Source organism: Pseudomonas sp. B21-015 (genome assembly GCF_024749285.1).
GTDB lineage: Bacteria > Pseudomonadota > Gammaproteobacteria > Pseudomonadales > Pseudomonadaceae > Aquipseudomonas.
In genome coordinates this window covers 3113122-3137115 of sequence record NZ_CP087196.1, presented here as the reverse complement: position 1 = coordinate 3137115, position 23994 = coordinate 3113122, and the positions used below count along the sequence as shown (strand labels likewise).

Genomic DNA, 23994 nt, shown 5'->3' with positions numbered 1-23994 from the left:
GCGATTTACCAGGCGCAAAGGAATCAAGCCGCCAAGGATATACGCCCTCACACGCCCATGAGCAAAACCCTTACACAATTTCACACAGCGCCTACAAAGCTTCACCGCTACCCTCGCCGGCCCCCCGTAGGATAAGAGCGGTCATTATTGGGGTATTTCCATGTCAAAGAATCTGCTTGCCCGGCTCAGCCTGATTGCACTGGCGCTGACGCTGAGCGCTTGTGACCAGCCCTCGATCGCCGAAGAACAGGCCCCGCTTGCCACAGTGCGCATCGAAACCATCGAAGCCAGCCCCTTGTCGATCAGCAGCGAATTGAGCGGTCGAATTGCCGCCCCGCGCATCGCCGAAATCCGCGCCCGTGTCGCCGGCGTGGTGTTGCAACGTTCCTTTCGCGAAGGCAGCGACGTAAAAAAAGGCGACGTTCTATTCCGTATCGACCCGGCACCGTTCAAGGCCGACCTGGACAGCGCCGAAGCCGCGCTACGCAAGGCCGAGGCCAATGCGTTCCAGGCCAGATTGCAAGAGCAGCGCTACGCCCAGTTGATCGAAGGCAACGCCATCAGCGCTCAGGACTACGACAACGCCCGAGCCAATGCCCGCCAGACCGCCGCCGATGTCGCCGCCAACAAAGCCGCCGTGGAACGGGCGAAGCTGAACCTGGGTTACGCCACCGTCACGGCGCCGATTTCCGGGCGCATCGGCCGAGCGCTGGTGACCGAAGGCGCGCTGGTCGGGCAGAACGAAACCACGCCACTGGCACTGATTCAACAATTGAACCCGATCCACGCCGACCTGACGCAATCGACCCGTGAACTCAACGACCTGCGCCGCGCGTTCCGCTCCGGCCAGTTAAAGGAAGTGGGCCAAGGTCAGGCCAAAGCCACGCTGATCCAGGACGACGGCAGCCTCTATCCATTGCCGGGCAAGTTGTTGTTCACCGACATCACTGTCGACCCGGGCACCGGTCAGATCATTCTGCGCAGCGAATTCCCCAACCCCGACCTCGACCTACTGCCAGGCAGCTTCGTTCGCGTGCGTCTGGAGCAAGCATTCAATCAGCAAGGCATCAGCGTGCCGCAACGGGCCATCCAGCGTGACAGCGCCGGCGTTGCCCAAGTGCTGTTGCTCGACGCCGCACAGCGGATCGCCCAGCAACCGGTAGAACTGGGCGCGGTGCAGAACGATCGCTGGATCGTCACCGGCGGTCTCAAACCCGGCGACCGCATCGTCACTGAAGGCCTGCAACATGCGCGCCCCGGTGAAAAAGTCCAGATCGACGACACCCCTCTTCCACTTGCCCAGGTTTCTGGTCAGTAAGCAGGACGCTTTTTTATGCCGCAGTTCTTTATCGACCGCCCGGTGTTCGCCTGGGTGATCGCCTTGTTTATCCTGCTGGCCGGCGCGCTGGCTATTGGCCAATTGCCGGTGGCGCAGTACCCGAACGTCGCGCCACCGAAAGTCGAAATCAATGCCACCTACCCGGGCGCTTCGGCGCAGACCGTGGACGAAAGCGTGGTCAGCCTGATCGAGGAAGAACTCAACGGCGCCGACCACCTGCTGTATTTCGAATCCCAGAGCAGCCTCGGCAGCGCCACCATCACCGCGACGTTCCAGCCGGGAACCAATCCGGAGATGGCGCAGGTCGATGTGCAAAACCGCCTCAAAGCGGTCGAGTCACGTTTACCGCAAGCCGTCACCCAGCAGGGCTTGCAGGTGGAGAAAGTCTCCGCCGGTTTCCTGTTGCTGATCACCCTCACTTCCAGCGACGGCAAGCTCGACGATGTAGCGCTCAGCGATTATCTGGCGCGCAACGTGATGAACGAGATCAAGCGCCTGGACGGCGTTGGCAAGGCCCAGTTGTACGGTGCCGAACGGGCGATGCGGATCTGGATCGATCCGCAGAAGCTGATCGGCTTCAACCTGACCCCGGCTGACGTCAACGCCGCCATCGTTGCGCAAAATGCTCAGGTTTCCGCCGGCAGCATCGGCGACTTGCCGACCCGCACCGCGCAGGAAATCACCGCGACCATTCTGGTCAAAGGCCAGTTGTCGACACCTGAAGAGTTCGCCGACATCGTGCTCAAGGCCAATCCTGACGGCTCCACCGTGCGCATCGGCGATGTGGCGCGGGTCGAGATCGGCAGTCAGGAATACCAGTTCTCCACGCGGCTGAACGGCAAACCGTCAACCGCCGTCAGCGTGCAACTGTCGCCGGGCGCCAATGCCCTGAGCACTGCAACGCTGGTGCGGGCGAAGATGGATGAGCTGGCGCGCTACTTCCCGGCCGGCGTCGAATACAAGATCCCGTATGACACCTCGCCCTTCGTCAAAGTCTCGATCACCAAAGTGGTCTATACCCTCGGCGAGGCAATGGTGCTGGTGTTTGCGGTGATGTTCCTGTTCCTGCAAAACATCCGCTACACGCTGATTCCGACGCTGGTGGTGCCGGTGGCGCTCATGGGGACTTTCGCGACCATGCTCGCGCTGGGCTTCTCGATCAACGTGCTGACCATGTTCGGCATGGTGCTGGCCATCGGCATTCTGGTGGATGACGCGATTGTGGTGGTGGAGAACGTCGAACGGATCATGGCCACCGAAGGCCTGTCGCCCAAGGACGCGACGCGCAAGGCGATGAAGCAGATCACCGGCGCGATCATCGGCATCACCCTGGTGCTGGTGGCGGTGTTCATTCCGATGGCGTTCATGCAGGGCTCGGTCGGGGTGATTTACCAACAGTTCTCGCTGTCGATGGCCACGTCGATCCTGTTCTCGGCGTTCCTCGCCCTGACCTTGACCCCGGCACTGTGCGCAACGCTGCTCAAACCGATTGCCAAGGGCGAGCATCACGCCAAGGGCGGCTTCTTCGGCTGGTTCAACCGGCGCTTTGAACAACTGACCGAGCGTTATCAGGGCTGGGTCGCCTATGCGTTGAAGCGTACCGGTCGTTACCTGTTGATCTACGGCGTGCTGCTGGTCGGTCTGGGCTTGTGTTTCAGTCGCCTGCCCTCTTCGTTCCTGCCGGTGGAAGACCAGGGTTACACCATCACCGACATTCAACTGCCACCGGGCGCGAGCAAGAACCGCACAATTAATGTGGTGGAGCAGATCGAAGCCCACAATGCCACCGAGCCGGGCGTCGGCGACAGCACGGTGATTCTCGGTTTCAGCTTCTCCGGCAGCGGGCAGAACGCCGCGTTGGCGTTCACCACGCTCAAGGATTGGTCAGATCGGGGCAGCGACGACTCGGCGAGTTCGATTGCCGACCGGGCCAACATGGCTCTAAGCCAGATCAAGGACGCCGTGGCCTTTGCAGTGCTGCCACCGCCGGTCGATGGCCTTGGCACGTCCAGCGGTTTCGAGTTCCGCTTGCAAGACCGTGGTGGCCTCGGCCATGCCACGCTGATGCAGGCGCGCAGCCAGTTGTTGGCCGCCGCCGAGAAGAGCCCGATCTTGATGAACGTGCGCGAAAGCGCCCTGGCCGAAGCGCCACAGGTGCAACTGGAAGTCGACCGCAAGCAAGCCAACGCGTTGGGCATTTCCTTTGCCGACATCGGCAACGTGCTGTCCACCGCCGTGGGTTCGGCCTACATCAACGACTTCCCCAACCAGGGGCGGATGCAACGGGTGGTGGTCCAGGCCGAAGGCGATCAACGCAGTCAGGTGGCCGATCTACTGAAGATTCATGTGCGCAATAACGCTGAGAAAATGGTGCCGTTGTCGGCCTTCGTCCGGGCCAACTGGACCCAGGGCCCAGCGCAGTTGACTCGTTACAACGGCTACCCGGCCATCAGCATTTCCGGTGAACCGGCACCCGGTTACAGCACCGGCGAAGCCATGGCGGAAATCGAACGGCTGGTGGCGCAAGGCCCGGCGGGGTTGGGTCAGGAATGGACCGGGTTGTCGTTGCAGGAACGCTTGTCCGGCAGCCAGGCACCGGTTCTGCTCGGGCTGTCGCTGCTGATCGTGTTCCTGTGCCTGGCGGCGCTGTACGAGAGTTGGTCGATTCCGACGTCGGTGCTGCTGGTGGTGCCGCTGGGGGTACTCGGTGCCGTGTTGGCCGTGACCCTGCGCGGGATGCCCAACGATGTGTTCTTCAAGGTCGGGCTGATCACCATCATCGGCCTGTCGGCGAAGAACGCGATCCTGATCATCGAGTTCGCCAAAAGCCTGTACGACGAAGGCCACGACCTGATCGACGCCACCCTGCAAGCTGCGCGCCTGCGGTTGCGGCCGATTGTCATGACGTCGCTGGCGTTCATTCTTGGCGTGGTGCCGCTGGCCATTGCCACCGGGGCCAGTTCGGCGAGCCAGCAAGCCATCGGTACCGGGGTGATCGGCGGGATGATCACCGCAACCCTGGCGGTGGTGTTTGTGCCGGTGTTTTTTGTGGTGGTAATGAAGCTGGTGCGCAAACGCCATAAAAACACCTGACCAAACACTCATCAACTGTGGGAGCGGTCTTGCTCGCGAGGGCGGCGTGTCAATCAATGTCAATGTTGAATGTGACGGCCCTTTCGCGAGCAAGCCCACTCCCACATTCGATCTCATTGGATTCAGCTTTGTGGTCACAACAGTCTGCGCTGGGCTATGGTGTTTGCAAAGCCCAGACGCATCGAGCCTCCATGCCCCTACTCGCCCGCACCCACCCTCGCCTGTCCGCCGCTGCCACGTTCGGTATCGCGGTGGGCATTCTGGCGCCAGCCGATTCGATCCTCGGCAAAATCCTCATCGGCTGGAACGCCGGGGTCTGGACGTATCTGGTGCTGATCGTCTGGCTGACGATGCGCTCCAAAGCCGATGACGTGAAACGCATTGCCGAAGTCGAGGACGAGAACGCCGGGCTGGTGCTGTTCACCGTGAGCATGGCTGCACTGGCCAGCCTCGCCGCCATCACCCTCCAACTGGCGGACAGCAAGGATCTGGACACTTATCACCGGCTGTTGCACTACGGCTTCACCGGGTTGACGGTGATCGGCTCATGGTTGCTGATCGGGGTGATTTTCAGCCTGCATTACGCGCGGCTGTTCTACACCTGGGAAGGCAAGGAGCCTGCACTGCGGTTTGCCGAGGGGCAGTTGAAGCCCGATTATTGGGATTTTTTGTACTTCTCGTTCACCATCGGCGTGGCCGTGCAAACGGCGGACGTAGGTGTGGCCACCCGCGACTTGCGCAAAATCGTGCTGGCGCAGTCGTTGATCGGTTTCCTGTTCAACACGGCGATTCTCGGGTTTTCGATCAATATCGCGGCGGGCCTGTTTGGCTGATGGCTGCCACTGGCGTGATCTCGACTCAATCAGAAAGCAAAAAAAATGCCCCACTATTGTCGGGGGCATTTTTTAGGTCATTTCATAGAAACAACGTTCATCAGAAGAAATAGCTCACTCTCAAACTACCGCTCCACTCCTGGCTGACAGTGGTGCCTTTACTGCCACCGACCTGGCCGGATACTTGCCAGTTGCGTTGAGCCGGTGTCCATTTCAAACCCGCTCCATACTCGATCGAACTACTGGCGCGGTGATCATCAAAGCGGTCGTCATTGATTTTCACCTCATTGGTGTTCACAAACTCATGATTAACCGCCGACGACAGACTGGGTTCCAGCAGGCTGCCATTGTCGAGGGTTATGACACGCCCGCCTCTGACACCCACCTTGCCCTGCAATGAACGCATGGTATCGGCTTTGACTTGCAGGCCATTGTCGAGTCGGTAGCTGTCGCTTTGAGTGGCACCGGCAGCAACCTGGACTTGCGGCTCGACAAAGTAGTTGTCCTCCAGGCGAATATGCTTGCCCACGGCCACCGAACCGCTGGCGCCCAAAGCCTTGTAGTCGCCCTTGGCCCGCGTGCCGTCACTCATGGTGACTTTTGCCTTGTTGTCGAACTGGTTGATCTTGGCCATGACGTTGACGAACACACCACTTTCAACATCGAAGGTACTGCCGTAAACACCGGCATTCAGGCTGTCGACGGTGGCGCTGGATCCGTATTTGAGATCCATGTAGGTACGACTGCTCCCGACAAACCCGCCCAACACCCACGAGCGACCGCCAAGCTCGACCAATGTATCGGCACCGCCGGTGATACCGGTCTGGTTTTGGGTATAGCCATCGCCATAGGCGTTATCGACATTGGTTTGATTGCCGTAAGTACGAACCCAGACATTGTTGCTCAGCGCAGTGGTGTTGCTGTCGCTGGCCGCGCGAAGCGATGCATCAGGCCGGGCGCTGAGCCCTCGATCACTGATCTGATCATTGAGCATGGCCATTTCGGCATTCGACACACTACGCGCACTGCCCGCCAGAGCCAGTGCCGTATTACTTGAAGTGCTCACCGTTTCCTTGTCCGGACTCAGGTACAGCCCCTGACCGTCCTTTGCCAGCCGGTATACAAATGTACCCGCGTCCACGGTTTCACGCGTGCCCAGCGAAAAACTCGCATCGCCGGCGGCGATATTGCCGATTTTCACCGGTTCGGCAGTGGCCGGGGTGGTGCCAGTCGCAGAAATCTGCAATTGATGTTGCCCGCTCGCGTTGCCCGTCACGTTCAGGAAGTCGGTGTTGCCGTTGCCCAAATCGGTGCCCATCACAAAGGTGCCGCTGCCGGAAAGGTCGCCTACGTTCAGTTGCTGGAACTGCTCGTTCGTGCCCATGCGCACCACGCCGTTATTCAGCACCAGACGTTGCACAGTGCTCTCGCCGGTCAACACCCATTGTGCGGCGTTGTTGATATTCAAGTGGGTGGAGTTGTTGATTTGCCCCGTCAGCACCGAGGCATTGTCCAGCACTACGCTGCCATTGGCGTCTGTGAGTACGTCGCCGGTCAAGGTGCTACCGTTGTTCAACGACAAGCTGAAGACGTTGTCGAGGTTGCCGTCGATCACCGATCCATTGTCGAGGCTGACCGTGGCTCCAGTGCCAGCTACCGCTTGCACGTTGCCGTTCAAGGTGCTGCGTGTATCGAGCCGGGTCTGAGTGACGTTCTGCAAATTACCGTCAAGGGAAGCCCCATTTTGCATCAGCAGCGCAACCGTGCTGCCGGTATCGGCAACGACGTTGCCGCTCAACGCACTGGCATCTACTTTAAGGTTGGCCGTGGAGCGGTTGCTCGCCTGTAACAACGTACCGTTGCCGGCAATCAACTCGCTACCGCCGAGCACTTCGATATTCGCGACGGTTCCGGCACTGCCGGATGAACCCAATACGATCGCCGAGCCAGTCTCCCCCGTCACGCGGGTACTGTTCAGCGTGACGGTGCTGGCGTTGACACCGGTATTGTCAGTGATGATTTGCAGGCCATCCAGCCCGCCAGAAATGGTGCTGCCCGTCGCAGAGAGTGTTGCGCCGCCCAGTTGGACGCCGTAGCTGGTTGCACGGGTGCCACGAACAGTTGAGTTTTCGAGGTTCAACACCGCAAAACCCACGGCATTCGCGCCCCCAGCAGCGCCGGTGATTACACTATTGCCCGTAACCGTCGCGCTGGACGATGTCGGAGTATTGATGTTACGTCCCAGAAGAAGTCCAAAACTGTTGGTACTGGTGATGGTGCTGTTATCGATAGTGGCAGAGCTGTCACTAAGCGCAATGGCTCCTCTGCCCGATGCGCTGTTCACTGTCGCACCTGTCAGTGCGAGCCTGGAACCCTCACGGCCCTCGATCCGCGCACTTTGACCACCGTCGAAAATGACAGTGGCATTTTGCGAACTGATCGACAGAGCGCTGGCACCGTTGATCGTTAGTGTCCCACCTTGGGATACCACCCATGCCTCTGGCGCAGGTGGATTGGTAATAGTCGCGCTTTCACCAGGAAGAAGTGTTCTGGCGTGAGCCGCGGGTGTGCCGAGGACAATTGCGGTAAACAAGCATCCTGTAGTTTTGCAATGTTTGAAACTTGATGGTAGGGGCATGAGAACTCCGCACTGCAAACAAATCCGAAAGCGATTTTTCTGACGTAACGAAAAATCGCCCCAAAAAACGTCTGACAGACTAATCAGCAATCTGAAAGTTAGATGTAGGAATATTCCTCGGCCCAGTAGGAATTATCTGCAAATCGATGGGATTTATGGCTTGCTACTTCACAGAAAAATATCGATATCGCGAGAGAAATTAATCTCCCTCGCGATAGACCTCTTTCAATATCTAATTATCAAGGCGTGGCTGGAGGAACAGCCAACCGGTCACAGTACTCACCACTGGAAGTAATCGTGTCCAGCGGCTTGATGATCGGCACCGAAGTTTGCAAACCGCCGATATCGGCTGTGTACCAATACTTGCCAAATGCCCTTGTACCCAGACGCGGCTGAGCTGCCTTGAATACGGCTGCACTGGCAACACTTGCAACGTCAACAGTCCCGGCGGCCTGGATGGTATAAGGTTGGGAATCCTCTGTGTCGGAAATCAAATTATTACCAGCAGCATCACTGTAGGCTGCAAAATGCACCGTAATGATTTTCCCTTGCGGCAGATTGACCGGATCCTTGGGGATGGTCACCGCAAGTCGCCAGTTGGTAGTGGCATTGTTCATTGCATAACAATCGATTTGATTCTTGACCGCAGGGTTGCGGATCCTGATGGTCGGCGGCAACAAATCAATTTTCTTGCCATTGACCTTCACGGTCTCGGGCAAGGACTTGATTACGTTCTTGTCAACGCCCGTTTTCTGAATCGTCCAATAGGCTGGAACCGTGGGAGTGGGCAGTCTGGATATAATGTCAGCGCTGATGGGAACACTGAACTCTACCGCGTCAACAAAAGGTGAAAATTCACCCACAAGTTGATTATTCAAATAGCACTTGGCTGTTTCCGCTGACGTAATAGCTGGATCCGTAAGTTTTAGAGTTACTTTGAATTCGCCCGATTGGTCACGATCGCCGGGGAGTAGTTCGTTTGGCGTTTTGGAAGCTCCGGTGACGACGGGCAACACGGCGTCGGGGTTCGTCAAGTCAGGTAAAGCCGGATTGACTCCCCCTGCGTGATCAAATGCCAGCCAGATGTAGGTATCTGGCGAAGAAAACATTTCCCCTCCCCGGGTGAGTTCGAACCAGAGTTTGATTTTTTTGGTCTCGGTCGACGAATCAAAGATTTTTTCAAGTTTATCTTTGTAAGTGAGCTGAAAACTCAAATCCACACTTGCAAGTGGTTGAGTACCAAAGCCCACGAAATTCGTCACATCATTCGGATCCTCGGCATAGACAGTAATCTGATCGCCCGGCTCCGCATTATCAATGGACGCGCGCTCGACAATCGCAAACACATCGTTGGCCACCATGTCGTCCAGATAGATCGGCGTGGTTCGATTCGGATCGGTTTTCGGAACCAAAGGTCCTTTGTTCAGTTTAGGATCCAACGCCAGCCCGAGAGTTAATACGGCAGCTGGAACGGAATTTTCACTAAAGTTCCCAGGCAGGTCTGTCCAATTATAAGAGATCGTGACCCGCCCATTCGGGAGATCGCGCAATACAGTGTTGGGTACCGTGAATTCGCCAGCAGCGTTAACGGTACCGTTGAACACCTCTAGCTTCACACTGCCCGACGTCAGAAAAACACGAAGTTCATCATCAAGACGACGCAATGGATAACCGACAAACACAGTGAATTTTAAATCCGCGTTCGCAGGATCTTTTATCCAGTTTTCGTTGACAAGCCTTTGAGCATCCACCGGGGCATTGACAAAGGTGGGAGCAGGCGTCGGTGGATTCTTTTTGCGTGTCGGATACTTGACCTCAAACGGCGCAGTACGGTCGATGTTGAACGTTACAATGTTCGAAGGGTCGTCGTTACCGGCACTACCTTTGTAAACGACCAACTGCACCTGATAGCCCGTGGGGGTAGCCGGCTGGGATAGCTCTTTGAATTCATCTGTCGGAACCTTAATCTCCATCGCAACCGGATCACGGCCAGCGATCGGCCCAAGCGGAATGAAACCTTTCAGCAGCGCCATGGCGTCGCCTGTTTTTGCAAAGTAAACATCCACTTCATCGAGATCATCCTCCTCGGTGAAACGAGCCAACTTGAAAGTCATCTCTCCCGAATCCAGAACACTGATCGCTATAGACTCATCAGCCAGCTTGTCGACGCTAACGGATGTCGCCTGTATACCAATCTATTCCTCACCGATCCTCGGAGGGTTGGCCCTTACTTTCCGTGGTAACTTCTCTTGTGCTGTCATTTCCCTATCTCCTTCATTAAGCCCGGACGGGCCACTTTCACCAGGTATTACCCTGTCAATTTTCACCAAGCCTTTTTTTGATTCTGCAATAAGTCGCTTCGACCTGAACAACTTACATGTAACAACTGCCGAGTCATTATCAAATAGCGTTCTTATGTGCGGCTCAAACGGTACAACTAACGCATATCCGTTTTTTATATCCTGCTCGGACAACAGCCGATCCCACACGCCATAAGTTTCCGGCACCGGTACACCACTGCCATTCAGACTCGGATACCCCTGCCAATAAACCTTAGCCAAATCCCCGGGCAAGGCGACATTAGTAGAAGCGGGCATTGCAACTGTGGCGCCACTTGTCAATGGCGGCTTCGTGTTGTTATTCAGATACCCCCAAGGTGTGGCGTGAGGGAACATCGGCTCTTCCAAAGTTAAAAGCGGTGTGTGATCTATAGTGAGTTGTCTTTCGGGCGAGGGGTCATCATTACCACCCGAACCTTTCCAGACTTTGTAATACACCCACGCAATGCCATCGGCTGCCAAGTGTTGTGACGTCAAATCGAAATATAAAAAAGAAACGCTCAGTGGTTTTGGATAAAAGACTGTGTAGAGCCTGTTTACCACACCGTTCTGACGCAACATCACCCAGAGTTCATCGTCGTCTTCTGGTTCGCTCCAGTAAGGAATGACGATACGAGTACCGTTACGCAGAATCTCGCGAGAGATATGTCCTTCCAGGTCGGTATCGTCAACGCCCTCCACGGAAAGCGGCTTCGCCAGTGGACCGTTGGCAATGTCGCGGTATTGTTTCAACGGCATCGGGGTCATAGTTTTCTCACCGATTGATGTGGATTGCTCGGGTATTGGCTTCGTTGTTTTTTGTTGCTTGGCGGGGAAATTAGACGCTTGTTAGTTAATGTTTCCAACTGTCAGTTCTGACAGGTAGAACTACCGTTTGTCTGTTTTACCCGGTTCCAATCATTGTGTCGGGTTCCATGTCTTGACGATTCGCAGTCATCTGTTGTTATCTGAAACCGGTTTCAGAACCAGACAAACTCAGTTCCAATAACAAGGTCGACACCCACCGTGAACGATTTCTCCGCCGCCCAACGCAGCCGCGTGACCATGCTCGACGTCGCCGAACACGCCGGGGTCTCCAAGGCCAGCGTCTCGCGCTTCATCGGCGATGACCGCGCCCTGCTCTCCGATGCCATTGCCTTGCGCATCGAACAGGCGATTGCCGAACTGGGCTACCGCCCGAACCAGATGGCCCGCGGCCTGAAACGCGGGCGTACCCGCCTGATCGGCATGCTGGTGGCCGATATCCGTAACCCTTATTCGATTGCCGTGATGCACGGGGTGGAAACCGCCTGCCGTCAGCACGGCTACAGCCTGGTGGTGTGCAACACCGATCGCGATGACGAGCAGGAGCGCCAACACCTGGCGTTGCTGCGCTCGTACAACATCGAAGGCTTGATCGTGAACACCCTCGGCCACCATCGGGATGAGCTGCGCGAACTGCATCGCGAAATGCCCATGGTGCTGGTGGATCGCAAGGTCGAGCAGCTCGATAGCGACCTGGTGGGGCTGGATAATCCGGCTGCCGTCGAGATCGCCATTGCCCACCTTGAGGAACGCGGTTATCGCGATGTGCTGTTGGTGACCGAGCCTTATGACGGCACCAGTTCGCGGATCGAGCGGGTCAGCAGTTTCAAGGCTCAGATTGCGCAGCGCCCGGCGCTCTCAGGCGCGGTGGTCGAAACGGGCAGCGACCTGACCGGCTACTTGAAAACTTTTCTGCAAACCTCTGGCCCTGGCCCGAAAGCGCTGTTCTGCGCCAACGGTATCGCTGCGCTGGCCAGCACCCATTCGTTGCGTGAGTTGAAGTGCAATCTGTTCAAGGATGTCGGGCTGATTGCCCTGGATAATCTGGATTGGTACCCGCTGGTGGGCAGCGGGATTACCGCCCTCGCCCAGCCGACGGCGGAGATTGGCGCGAGTGCGTTTGAGTGTTTGCTCAGGCGCTTGCGAGGTGATGACGGGCCGGCGCGGACTTTGGATTTTCCGGCGCGGTTGATTGTTCGGGGGTCGACCCTGGGGAATCTTCGGTGAATGTTCGGGCCTCTTCGCGGGCAAGCCCGCTCCCACAGAGGATCTGTGGCGTTCACATAACCTGTGGGAGCGGGCTTGCCCGCGATGGGGCCCTGAAAATCACCACATAACGCAAACCAAATTTTTTTGACTAAAAATGAAACCGGTTTCAGAGGTGCATAACGATGAACAAACCACCCGTTTCCATCAGCCTGTCCAGCTACGGCGCAGACCTTGTTCGCCAACGCGGCCAAGGCAGTTTCGTCCAGATGCTGGCCACTGCCGGCGCCACACACATTGAATGGCGCGAAGAGCTGCTGACCCTCGAAGTCCCTGCACAATTGGCAGATGCCAGCCAATCCAAGGGCCTCGAAAGCGTGTATTCCTCACCATTGGAGTTGTGGCTGGCCGGGCACTCGACACCCAACCCTGAACTGCTCTGGACCCTGAAGCGCGCCGAGTCATTCGGCGCCCGATGGCTGAAAGTCTCCCTGGGTTATTTCACCGACAACAACGATCTACAGACGCTGGCCCTTCAGCTGAAACAGAGCCCGGTACAGTTGCTGGTGGAAAACGACCAGACCTTGCACGGTGGCCGAATCGAACCCTTCCAGCGCTTCTTCGCCGACGTCGAGCAACACAACCTGCCGATCAAAATGACCTTCGATATCGGCAATTGGCAATGGCAGGACCAGTCGGCCGCCAGCGCCGCGCGGTTGCTCGGTCGGCACGTCGGTTATGTGCACTGCAAAGCGGTGGCGCGCCGGGCCGACGGCAAACGGGTGGCGGTGCCACCGGCCGCCAGCGACCTGCATCTGTGGGGACAACTGTTGCAACACATGCCCCAGTGCGTGATGCGTGCGGCGGAATATCCACTGCAAGGTGACGACCTGGTGCAACTGACCACCGAGCATGTCGCCACCCTCGCCCGCCTCGGTCAATCCTGCCTGGAGCCTGCGCATGTCTGAGATCGATATCCTGTCGTTCGGCGAAACCATGGCGATGTTCGTCGCCGAGCAGCACGGTGAACTGGCCGACGTCGGCCAGTTCCACAAACGCATTGCCGGGGCCGACAGCAACGTCGCCATTGGCTTATCGCGGTTGGGGTTTAACGTCGCCTGGCTGAGCCGGGTTGGCGCGGACTCTCTCGGCAAGTTCGTCATCGATGCGCTGAAAAAAGAAGGCCTTGATTGCAGCCATGTCGACATCGACCCGGCACACCCTACCGGGTTCCAGCTCAAATCCCGCGCCGATGATGGCAGCGATCCGGTTGTCGAATACTTCCGGCGCGGCTCGGCGGCCAGTCATTTGTCGGTGCGGTCGATTGCACCGGAGCTGCTCAAGGCCCGGCACTTGCACGCCACGGGCATTCCCCCGGCGCTGTCTGCATCGGCCCGGGACATGGCCTTCGAACTGATGACCCGCCTGCGCGATGCCGGGCGCAGCGTGTCGTTCGACCCCAACCTGCGTCCGAGTCTGTGGGCCAGCGAGCAACAGATGATCACCGAGGTCAACCGCCTCGCTGCCCTCGCCCATTGGGTGCTGCCGGGTTTGAGTGAAGGGCGTTTGCTCACCGGTTTCGAAGACCCCGCCGACATCGCGGCGTTTTACCTCGACCAGGGCGTTGAAGCCGTAGCGATCAAGCTTGGCCCGCACGGCGCGTATTACCGCACGCATCACGATGAAGGTTTCGTTGCAGGCGTACCCGTGAAAACAGTGGTCGATACGGTCGGTGCCGGTGACGGATTTGCCGTCGGCCTGATCAGCGCCCTGCTGGAAAACTACAGCGTTGCCCACGCCGTGCAGCGTGCCAACTGGATCGGCAGCCGCGCGGTGCAGAGCCGTGGGGATATGGAGGGGTTGCCCGATCGAAGGGAGTTATCCGTTGAATTCGAGGCCGCCATCGCGGGCAAGCCCGCTTCCACAGGGATTCGCGCAAATCCTGTGGGAGCGGGCTTGCCCGCGATGAGGCCCGCATAGTCACTGAAGATTTAAAACCGTTACCTGCTGCGACAAAAACAACAAGCTCAGGAGCACCACTATGAAAACCGCAACACTGGCCACCCGCCGCTGGTGGTACATCATGCCCATCGTGTTCATCACCTACAGCCTGGCGTATCTGGACCGCGCCAACTACGGGTTCGCCGCCGCCTCCGGCATGGCCAAGGACCTGATGATCACCCCAGGCCTGTCCTCCCTGCTCGGCGCGCTGTTCTTCCTTGGCTATTTCTTCTTCCAGATCCCGGGCGCGATCTACGCCCAGAAACACAGCGTGAAGAAGCTGATTTTCGTCAGCCTGATCCTCTGGGGTGGCCTGGCGACCTTGACCGGGATCGTCTCCAACGCCTACTGGCTGATCGTGATTCGCTTCATGCTCGGGGTGGTCGAAGCCGCGGTGATGCCGGCGATGCTGGTGTACCTGTGCCACTGGTTCACCCGTGCCGAACGCTCGCGCGCCAACACCTTCCTGATCCTCGGCAACCCGGTGACCATGCTCTGGATGTCGGTGGTGTCGGGATACCTGATCCAGCATTTCAACTGGCGCTGGATGTTCATCATCGAAGGCTTGCCGGCAGTGTTGTGGGCGTTTATCTGGTGGCGTCTGGCCGATGACCGTCCGGCTCAGGCCAAGTGGCTCGACGACCAGGAGAAGCAGGACCTGGAAAGCGCCCTGGCCGCCGAGCAAGTCGGCATCAAAGCGGTAAAAAACTACGCTGAAGCCTTCCGTTCGCCGAAGGTGATCATCCTCGCCTTGCAGTTCTTCTGCTGGAGCATCGGCGTCTACGGTTTCGTGCTGTGGCTACCGTCGATCCTCAAGGCCGGCGCGCAAATGGACATGATCGAGGCCGGCTGGCTGTCGGCGTTGCCGTACCTGGCGGCGGTGATCGGCATGCTACTGGTGTCCTGGGGCTCGGACAAACTGCAAAAGCGCAAACGCTTTGTCTGGCCACCGCTGCTGATCGCCTCGATTGCGTTCTATGGCTCCTACGCCCTGGGCGCGGAACATTTCTGGTGGTCCTACACCCTGCTGGTGATTGCCGGCGCCTGCATGTATGCCCCGTACGGCCCGTTCTTCGCCATCGTCCCGGAAATCCTCCCGGCCAACGTGGCCGGTGGCGCCATGGCGTTGATCAACAGCATGGGCGCACTCGGTTCGTTTGGCGGCTCTTATCTGGTCGGTTACCTGAACAGCTCAACCGGATCGCCCGGTGCGTCCTATCTGCTGATGAGCGGCGCGTTGCTGCTGTCGGTGGTGCTGACGATTTTCCTCAAGCCCGGCGCCAGTGACCGGGGCGTGGCCAAGGCTGCGACGGCCCGGCCGATGGCGACTCATTCCTGAATGGATGTTGATATGACGACGATGAAAAAACAGGTGGTGCTGTACAAGAAACTCTCGCCACTGCTGATGGCTCGCCTGCATGAGCAGACCGAGGTGACGTTGATCGACAGCCTCGACGCCGAGGGCCTGGCCAAGCTGCGCCACGCCCTGCCCCGCGCCCAAGGGTTGCTCGGCGCCAGCCTGAAACTGGATTCCGGGTTACTGGATCTGGCGCCGAACCTGGAAGCCATTGCCAGCGTGTCCGTCGGCGTCGACAACTACGACATCGGCTACCTGACCGAACGGCGGATTTTGCTCAGCAACACCCCCGACGTGTTGACCGAGACCACCGCCGACACCGGCTTCGCGCTGATCCTGGCCAGCGCCCGGCGCGTGGTGGAACTGGCGAACATGGTTCGCGCCGGCCAGTGGAACCACAACATCGGCCCGGCGCATTTCGGCAGCGATGTGCACGGCAAAACGCTGGGCATCATCGGCATGGGGCGGATTGGCGAGGCGTTGGCGCAACGCGGGCACTTCGGTTTTGGCATGCCGGTTCTGTATCACAGCCATTCGCCGAAACCGGCGGTGGAACAGCGCTTCAATGCGCAATACCGCAGCCTGACCGAGTTGTTGCAGCAGGCCGATTTCATTTGCCTGACCTTGCCGCTGACCGCCGAAACCGAAAAGCTGATCGGCGCCAGGGAGTTCGCCTTGATGCGCCCGCAGAGCATCTTCATCAACATTTCCCGGGGCAAGGTGGTGGACGAAGCGGCGCTGATCGAGGCATTGCAGCAGAACCGGATTCGCGCTGCCGGGCTGGATGTGTTCGAGCGTGAGCCGCTGAACCATGACTCGCCGCTGTTGCAGTTAAGCAACGTGGTGGCGACGCCGCATATCGGTTCGGCGACCCATGAGACACGGGAGGCCATGGCCCGGTGTGCGGTGGATAATCTGTTGGCGGCGTTGGCTGGGGAGCGGCCGATGAATCTGGTGAATGGGCGAGCGTGGAAGGGTTAAGGGATTTGGTGTTTTTCAGATAGCCATCGCGAGCAGGCTCGCTCCCACACTGGATCTGCGGCGCACACCGAATTTGTGCCCAAGGCAGATCCCCTGTGGGAGCGAGCCTGCTCGCGAAGAGGCCAGCCCAAACAACACAAATCCCTCAAGCCCGCCGCACTTGCAACAAATCCACCGCACACAAGGCAATCCGCTGACACGCATCCGCCAGCTTCACCTGATCCACCACCAGCCCAATGCGAATATGCCCCGCCGCACTTGGCCCGAAGGCTTCACCGGCCAGCACCGACACACCATAACCTTCCAGCAAGCGCTCGGCGAAACCTTGGGCACCAAGGCCGGTCTGGCGCACATCGACCATCACGAACATCCCGCCATCGGGCTTGATCGGCCGAATGCCCGGGCAACCGCTCAAGCTCGCGCACACCAGATCACGGCGCTGGCGATACTCCTCGCGCATCAGCGCCACTTCAGGCAAGTCTTTATCGAGCGCCACCTGCGCGGCGTTCTGGACGAAATCCGGAATCCCGAACAGCATGCACAACGACAGATGCATCACGTGGTCGGCCAGCGGTTTGGGGCCGATCATCCAACCCACTCGCCAGCCGGTCATGGCATGGGATTTGGACAGACTATTGACGGTCGCCGTGCGCTCGGCCATGCCGGGCAGGCTGGCCGGGCTGATGTGTTCGCCTTCAAATAACAAATCGCTGTAGACCTCATCGCTGATCAGCCAGAGATCATGCTGCATGCACAACGCAGCCAACGCCTGCCAACTCTTCAACGACAGGCTGGCACCGGAAGGATTGTTCGGACTGTTGAGCAGAATAGCCCGGGTTTTAGGGCTGATCAGTGCCGCGACATCCGCCGGTTCGACCCGAAAGCCATTCTCCGGACGCACGGCCACCGGCACCACGCGAGCCCCGCAGGCGCCGAACACCCCTTCATAAGTGACGTACATCGGCTCGGCGACGATCACTTCATCACCCGGATCGAGCAGGCACTGCGCAACCGAATACACCGCGCACTGCGCACCGGGCAGCACGATCACATGATCGGCATCCACCTCCTGGCCGCTGCGCTGCTGATGACGGCGGGCGATGCTGCTGCGCAGTGTGTGGGAGCCGCGTACATCCGAATAATGGGTGTCGCCGGCCAGCAGGCTGTCGATGGCGGCGTGAATGATTGGCAGCGGGGTGTCGAAATCCGGATCGCCGATCGACAGCAGCAGCACGTCGACGCCCTGCTCTCGCAGCTCCAGCGCTCGATCATGAATCTTCCAGGCTGCCGCTCCGTCACCGGAGATTCGTTGGGTCAAGGCTGAATAGCGCATGTACTTCTCCTAACGCGCGAGGTCCAGTCTCAACCCTATCTCAAATCACGAAACGCGCCACCATTGCGTTCAAATCTACCGCCAGCCGCGACAGTTCGTGGGTGGCGGCGCTGGTCTGATCGGCACCGGCGGCCGACTGGGTGGCCAGGTCACGGATGTTCACCAGGTTGCGGTCGACTTCACGGGACACCTGAGCCTGTTCCTCCGAAGCGCTGGCGATCACCAGGTTGCGTTCGTTGATCAGCTGAATCGATTGAGTGATCTGCTCCAGGGCGACACCTGCGGCGCGGGCCATTTCCAGGGTGCTTTGGGTGCGCTGATTGCTTTGTTGCATCGACGAAACCGCTTCACCGGTACCGTTCTGAATGCCGGCCACCATTTTCTCGATTTCCTGGGTCGATTGCGCGGTGCGATGGGCCAGCGCCCGGACTTCGTCCGCCACCACCGCAAAGCCACGCCCGGCCTCCCCGGCACGGGCGGCCTCAATCGCGGCATTGAGGGCCAGCAGGTTGGTCTGCTCGGCGATGGCGCGGATCACGTCCAGCACTTTGCCGATGTCGCGCCCCTGAGCGGCCAGGCCCTCGATCATCAGCGCAGTGTTTCGCACGTCGTGGGTCATGGTCTGAATGGCGTCGACGGTTTCCACCACCCGGTTACGACCTTCGTGTGCCGCCTGGGTCGACTGGTTCGAGGCTTCTGAAGTCGACACCGCATTGCGCGCCACTTCTTCCACCGCGGCAGTCATTTCGTTGACGGCGGTGGCCGCCTGTTCGATTTCGTTGTTTTGCTGTTGCAGGCCACGGGACGCTTCTTGCGTCACGGTGCTGAGTTCTTCAGCGGCCGCACCCAGTTGCGTCGCGGAGCCGGCGATCTGCTCAATGGTTTTGCGCAGGTTGGTCTGCATGGCGGACAAGGCGCCGAGTAAACGGGCCGGTTCGTCGTTGCCGTCGACCTCAATGACTTTGCTCAGGTTGCCGCCGGCAATGGTTTCGGCTGCGAGCACAGCACGGTTCAGCGGCGTGAGGATGCTGCGGGTCAACAGCCAGGCCAGTAGCACGGTCATCAAGGCCGCAACCACCGAGACCACGATGATGCCGTTGGTGGCAAAGGCATACTGCTCGTTGGCCTCGACGTCGGCCGCCGTCGCGTCAGCCTTGTTGATGGCGATCAGCTTGTTCAACTGCTCGCCCATCTGATCGGTGCCTTCCTTGACCCGGGTATTGATCAGGTTGCGCATTTCCTCCAGTTTGTTCTGCCGCGAAAGATCCGTCATCTCGCGCACGGCTTGCAGGTATTTGTCCAGCGTGACCGAAAATGTCTTGAATAACGCCGCTTCCTCACCGTCAGCCGGCAATGCCGCATAACCGGCCTGCGCTTGCTTGACCTTGTCCACCAGCACCCCGATTCGGGTTTCGGCTTCTTGCAGGCTCGCGGGCTCACGGTTCACCAGAACCCGGAATGAGAGAATGCGCAGACGCAGCACGTTTTCGGTCATGGTGCCCAGGAAGCCGACGCTGGGTAGCTGATTGCTTTGCATGTCCACGGAGGCCTGTCGGATGATCGACATGCGGCTCACCGCAAACACACCCAGCACGATAACGAGCAAGGCAATGAAGGCGAAACCCAGGAAAGCTCGAGGCGCGATGTTCAGATTACGCAGTGACATAGGATGATCTCGGTAATTGAAGCGGCGAGCATCCTTGCCGTGATCACTGTCGGGCGGGCGATGGCGCGTGCCTTTCAGTTTGGCGCCACTGTTGTAATAGGTGTGTGTCCGCCTATTCGTTGTATCGGCCGCAGTTGAGGTTTTTTGCAGAGGGCTGGAGAAATATTTTCCATGGGGAACAGAAGTGTTTCAGCGGTGAAACACATGCCACGCGAGATGCAGCCCTTGTGGGAGCGAGCCTGCTCGCGATGACGGCGGCACATTCAACATCAATATTGGCTGACCCGCCGCTATCGCGAGCAGGCTCGCTCCCACAAGCGCTGCGGTGTTCAATTGCTTCGGGTAGCCACCCGCCAAACCCGTGCGATGTCACTGGCGCGATCACGCAACAAACGCGGTGCCTCGGCGCAGGCCTGCTCCAATGTCATCGGCCCGCTCGCCAATGCAAAGGCCGCATCGATGCCATGCTCGTACAGGGCCTGATACCCCTCGCCCAAGGTGCCGGCGATGACAATGACGGGCACACCGTGCTGGCGTGCAATGCGCGCCACGCCAAACGGCGTTTTGCCGCGCAACGTTTGGGCATCGAAACGACCTTCGCCGGTGATCACCAGGTCGGCGCCTTTGACCGCTTCGGCCAACCCCACCAGTTCGGCGACCACTTCCACACCGGCCTGGAATTGCGCGTCGAGAAACGCCTTCGCCGCAAACCCCAAGCCACCCGCCGCGCCGCTGCCCGGTTCATCGCGCACGTCGTTGCCCAGGGGTTGCGCGCAGAGCTCGGCAAAATGCCCGAGAGCGTGGTCCAGTTGCAGGACTTGCTCGGGCGACGCACCTTTCTGCGGGCCGAAAATCGCGGACGCGCCGTGAGGGCCGCACAACGGATTATCGACGTCGGCGGCGATGTCGAAGCGCACCTTGGCCAGACGCGGGTCGATGTCGCTCGGATCGAGACGGGCCAGTTGCGCCAGGGCCAGACCGCCCGGCGCCAGGGTTTGGCCTTGAGCGTCCAGCAGTTTCACACCCAGGGCCTGCATTGCCCCGGCGCCGCCATCGTTGGTGGCGCTGCCACCAATCGCCAGAATCACCCGTTGCGCCCCTGCATCCAGCGCGGCGCGGATCAATTCACCGGTGCCGAAGGTGCTGCTGGTGCACGCATCGCGCAGGTTAGGCGGGATCAATTGCAGACCACTGGCCTCGGCCATTTCGATGATTGCAGTGTGGCTCTGCGGCAACCAGCCCCAAGCGGCATCGACCGTTGCACCCAATGGCCCGCGAACACGGGTGCGGCGCAGTTCTCCATCGCACGCGGCCAGAATCGACTCGACCGTGCCTTCCCCACCGTCAGCCATCGGGCACTTGAGCAATTGCGCGTCCGGCCAGACTTGCGCCAATCCCAACGCAATGGCCTCGGCCACACCTTGGGCACTCAGGCTGTCCTTGAACGAATCGGGGGCGATGACGATTTTCATGCGAATTCTCCAGTTCCAATGCATCCATGCTGCCAGCCGCCATGAACAATAACGCCGGTCCGTTGCACAAGCGGCCATGAGGATTATTGTTCATTTCCACAAAACCCTGCGGATGCAGCGTCGTTCACAAATCTGTGCACCACCACAAATCATTGTGGGAGCGGCGGTGCGGCGATCCGACTTGCCCGCGATGACGGTGTGTCAGTCACCAAGCATGTTGGACGTGATGGCTTCTTCGCGGGTAAGTCGGATCGCCGCACCGCCGCTCCCACAGGGAATTGTGTGATTCATGGGTTGGCGTCTGCCTGGGGCAGGAGCTGGACGCCGAGGTACAGCGCGAGCATCCCGTCCAGCTTCAGCGGATCAACGCCGCTGAGCTCGGCAATCCGCTCCATGCGATAACGCAAGCTGTTGCGGTGGATGCCCAGGGCATCGGCACAGGCCTGGCTCTGGCCGTCGTGCTCGCACCAACTGCGCAGGGTCGCCAGCAGTTGGCCGTTACCATCCTTGGCGATGACTTTGCGCAGCGGCCGCAGCAGTTCATCCAGCGCATCGTCGTTGCGGTGCCGCCAGAGCATCACTGGCAACCGATAACGGTTCAGGGTCAGCAAACGCGAGTGCGGCAACACATCACGTCCGTAGGCCAGCAAATCACCGACCCGCCGATAGCAGCGGCGCAACCCCGACAATCCATCAGCCTGCCCGCCCACGGCGATGCGTAAAATGTTCCAGCCCAGGCCATCGAGTTTCTCCAGCAGCCGCTCGTTCTCGACCGCAGGCGTGGCCGGTCGGCACCAGAGCAACGAAGATTTGGCCGAGCTCACGCACCAACTGTCCGGGTAGCGCGACATCAACCAGGCGCTGAGCGCTTCGACGGTCTGGCCCGGGCCGTGTTCCAGGCCCAACTCGAACAGGTACGGCACCCGCGTCAACCGCGGTTTGAGCCCCAGTTGCTGCGCTTCGTCCAGCAACCGCGGCGAATCCCCCGCTTCGCTGAGCAGCAGCGCCAGCAGATCGTCGCAACGCTGGCGCCGCCATTGCTGCTCGGCCTGTTGATTGCGTTGGCCCACCAACATCTCGGCAGTCATGCGCACCAGTTCGGCGTAGGTGCGCAATTGCTCGGGTTCGCCGGTGAGACCCAGCACACCAATCAAACGCCGATCGAGTAACAGCGGCAGGTTGATCCCCGGCTGCACGCCTTTGAGGTGAATCGCGGTTTGCGCGTCGATCTCCACCACGCGCCCGTTGGCCAGCACCAGTTGCGCGCCTTCATGGCGGGTGTTGATGCGTTCCGGCTCGCCGCTGCCGAGAATCAGCCCCTGATTGTCCATGACATTGACGTTGTACGGCAGGATGGCCATCGCCCGGTCGACGATGTCCTGGGCCAGGTCGTGATCGAGTTCGAACATAGCGCGGGTCCTTGAAAACGTGATGGAGCGGGTTGTTCACCCGCACAGGCCTTGGTCGCAAACCCTGTGCTCAGGCACAAAGACAACCACCCAAGGGGTGGCCGAGACTCACTGGGCGATCAACGTTACCCTCGCATCGCAAAAAATCATAATAAAGAGAGAGCCCGCCATGTCACAGAGCGCCACAGCTACCCTGGCCAACGCTGACGACAAGAACGCCGTCTACAAACGCATTACCCTGCGTTTGATTCCCTTCATCTTCATCTGCTACCTGTTCAACTACCTCGACCGGGTGAACGTCGGGTTTGCCAAACTGCAGATGCTCGACGCGCTGAAATTCAGCGAAACCGTGTACGGCCTAGGCGCCGGAATCTTCTTCATCGGCTACGTACTGTGCGGCGTACCGAGCAACCTGGCCCTGACCCGATTCGGCCCGCGACGCTGGATCGCGCTGATGATGATCACTTGGGGCATGCTCTCTACTTGCCTGCTGTTCGTCACCACACCCACCGAGTTCTACACCCTGCGCCTTTTCACCGGTGCCGCCGAAGCCGGGTTCTTCCCCGGCGTGGTGCTCTACCTTTCGCAGTGGTTCCCGACGTTCCGCCGTGGCCGCATCATGGCGCTGTTCATGTCGGCGATCCCGGTGTCCGGCCTGCTCGGCAGCCCGTTTTCCGGCTGGATCCTCAACCACTTCGGCGCCGGCCAGGCAGGTTTGGCCGGCTGGCAGTGGATGTTTCTGCTGCAAGGTATTCCGACGGTGATCCTCGGCGCCCTCGCCTACTTCCTGCTCAGCGACAGTTACGCCAACGCCAAGTGGCTGACCCCTTACGAGCGTTCGGTGCTTGAGGCCGATCACGCAGAAGACCTGGCCAGCAAACCGAAAACCACCACCGACTCCCTGCGCGCGGTGTTCAAAAACCCGGCGATCTGGGCCTTCGGCCTGATTTATTTCTGCATCCAGAGCGGCGTCTATGCGATCAACTTCTGGTTGCCGTCGATCATCAAGAACCTGGGTTTCAGCGATAACCTGGTGATTGGTTGGCTCAGCGCGATTCCGTACTTGCTGGCGGCGGTGTTCATGTTGATGGTGGGTCGCTCGGCGGACCTGCGCAAAGAGCGTCGCTGGCATTTGGTGGTGCCGATGCTGATGGGCGCAGTCGGTCTGCTGATCGCGGTGAACTTCGCCGCCAACCCGGCCATCGCCATCCTCGGGCTGACACTCGCCACCATGGGCGCCCTCACCGGTTTGCCGATGTTCTGGCCGGTGCCGACGGCGATGCTCAGCGCCGGTGCGGCTGCCGGTGGGTTGGCGTTGATTAACTCCATGGGGCAGATGGCGGGTTTCCTTAGCCCGTATCTGGTGGGTTGGGTCAAGGACAGCACCGGTTCGACCGATGCGGCGTTGTATCTGCTGGCGGGTGTGATTGTTTGCGGGAGTTTGCTGGCGTTGCGGATGACGCGGACGTTGCGGGTTTAAGGTTCAGCAAAAACAAAAACGGCCCTTTCGGGCCGTTTCTCAT

At 59.4% G+C, this 23994-nt stretch carries 16 protein-coding genes and 1 pseudogene; 9 read left to right on the top strand and 8 right to left on the bottom strand.

The genetic code is table 11. From position 1 onward, the window contains the following. Positions 1-160 precede the first annotated feature (160 nt). From LOY38_RS13895 to LOY38_RS13885, 3 genes are all read left to right on the top strand, one after another. Complete coding sequence (locus tag LOY38_RS13895) at positions 161-1318, top strand: efflux RND transporter periplasmic adaptor subunit (protein ID WP_258700515.1); 1158 nt, start codon at positions 161-163, stop codon at positions 1316-1318. A 15-nt stretch (positions 1319-1333) separates the two neighbouring features. Next, positions 1334-4432 (top strand): efflux RND transporter permease subunit, encoded by a 3099-nt coding sequence (locus tag LOY38_RS13890; protein ID WP_258700514.1) that lies wholly within the window; start codon positions 1334-1336, stop codon positions 4430-4432. 191 nt (positions 4433-4623) lie between these two features. After that, positions 4624-5265 (top strand): DUF1345 domain-containing protein, encoded by a 642-nt coding sequence (locus tag LOY38_RS13885; protein ID WP_258700513.1) that lies wholly within the window; start codon positions 4624-4626, stop codon positions 5263-5265. A 100-nt stretch (positions 5266-5365) separates the two neighbouring features. Here LOY38_RS13885 and LOY38_RS13880 read toward each other — a convergent pair whose 3' ends face one another. The 3 genes from LOY38_RS13880 to LOY38_RS13870 all read right to left on the bottom strand — a co-directional run bounded on the left by LOY38_RS13880 (position 5366) and on the right by LOY38_RS13870 (position 10989). After that, positions 5366-7903 carry an autotransporter outer membrane beta-barrel domain-containing protein gene (locus LOY38_RS13880; protein WP_258700512.1) on the bottom strand — a complete coding sequence of 846 codons (2538 nt, stop codon included), beginning with the start codon at positions 7901-7903 and terminating at the stop codon, positions 5366-5368. A 239-nt stretch (positions 7904-8142) separates the two neighbouring features. Next, complete coding sequence (locus tag LOY38_RS13875; RefSeq protein WP_258700511.1) at positions 8143-10017, bottom strand: hypothetical protein; 1875 nt, start codon at positions 10015-10017, stop codon at positions 8143-8145. A gap of 81 nt (positions 10018-10098) precedes the next feature. Continuing rightward, complete coding sequence (locus LOY38_RS13870; RefSeq protein WP_258700510.1) at positions 10099-10989, bottom strand: hypothetical protein; 891 nt, start codon at positions 10987-10989, stop codon at positions 10099-10101. A gap of 258 nt (positions 10990-11247) precedes the next feature. Between LOY38_RS13870 and LOY38_RS13865 the strand changes: the two genes are divergently transcribed. From LOY38_RS13865 to LOY38_RS13845, 5 genes are all read left to right on the top strand, one after another. Beyond that, complete coding sequence (locus LOY38_RS13865) at positions 11248-12273, top strand: LacI family DNA-binding transcriptional regulator (RefSeq protein WP_309475878.1); 1026 nt, start codon at positions 11248-11250, stop codon at positions 12271-12273. 164 nt (positions 12274-12437) lie between these two features. Continuing rightward, positions 12438-13220: a sugar phosphate isomerase/epimerase gene (locus LOY38_RS13860; protein WP_258700509.1), complete on the top strand. Its 783-nt coding sequence runs from the start codon at positions 12438-12440 to the stop codon at positions 13218-13220. Then, complete coding sequence (locus tag LOY38_RS13855; protein ID WP_258700508.1) at positions 13213-14232, top strand: sugar kinase; 1020 nt, start codon at positions 13213-13215, stop codon at positions 14230-14232. Before LOY38_RS13860 ends, LOY38_RS13855 begins: the two co-directional genes overlap by 8 nt. Positions 14233-14293: 61 nt before the next feature. Further along, entirely contained in the window at positions 14294-15592 is a 1299-nt protein-coding gene (locus tag LOY38_RS13850; RefSeq protein ID WP_258700507.1) for an MFS transporter, read from the top strand. Positions 15593-15613: 21 nt separating this feature from the next. Further along, complete coding sequence (locus LOY38_RS13845) at positions 15614-16591, top strand: D-glycerate dehydrogenase (protein ID WP_258700723.1); 978 nt, start codon at positions 15614-15616, stop codon at positions 16589-16591. Positions 16592-16736: 145 nt separating this feature from the next. Here the strand turns inward: LOY38_RS13845 and LOY38_RS13840 are convergent, their stop codons facing one another. From LOY38_RS13840 to LOY38_RS13825, 5 genes and pseudogenes are all read right to left on the bottom strand, one after another. After that, complete coding sequence (locus LOY38_RS13840; protein WP_258700506.1) at positions 16737-17924, bottom strand: pyridoxal phosphate-dependent aminotransferase; 1188 nt, start codon at positions 17922-17924, stop codon at positions 16737-16739. Positions 17925-17964: 40 nt separating this feature from the next. Next, on the bottom strand, positions 17965-18828 hold the full coding sequence (locus LOY38_RS30340; RefSeq protein WP_408980629.1) for a methyl-accepting chemotaxis protein: 864 nt from the start codon (positions 18826-18828) through the stop codon (positions 17965-17967). Beyond that, a pseudogene (locus LOY38_RS30335) lies at positions 18823-19590 on the bottom strand (MCP four helix bundle domain-containing protein); the annotation flags it as partial. The gene LOY38_RS30340 and the pseudogene LOY38_RS30335, both read right to left, overlap by 6 nt. Positions 19591-19919: 329 nt before the next feature. After that, positions 19920-21062, bottom strand: a complete 1143-nt coding sequence (locus tag LOY38_RS13830; RefSeq protein ID WP_258700504.1) for a glycerate kinase — start codon at positions 21060-21062, stop codon at positions 19920-19922. A gap of 287 nt (positions 21063-21349) precedes the next feature. Beyond that, the gene (locus tag LOY38_RS13825) at positions 21350-22471 is read right to left on the bottom strand and encodes a sugar diacid recognition domain-containing protein (RefSeq protein ID WP_258700503.1); all 1122 of its coding nucleotides are present in this window, start codon (positions 22469-22471) and stop codon (positions 21350-21352) included. Between the two features lie 169 nt (positions 22472-22640). Here LOY38_RS13825 and LOY38_RS13820 point away from each other — a divergent pair, with 169 nt between their 5' ends. After that, positions 22641-23951, top strand: coding sequence for an MFS transporter (locus LOY38_RS13820; RefSeq protein ID WP_258700502.1), 1311 nt, complete (start codon positions 22641-22643; stop codon positions 23949-23951). Positions 23952-23994: the final 43 nt, after the last annotated feature.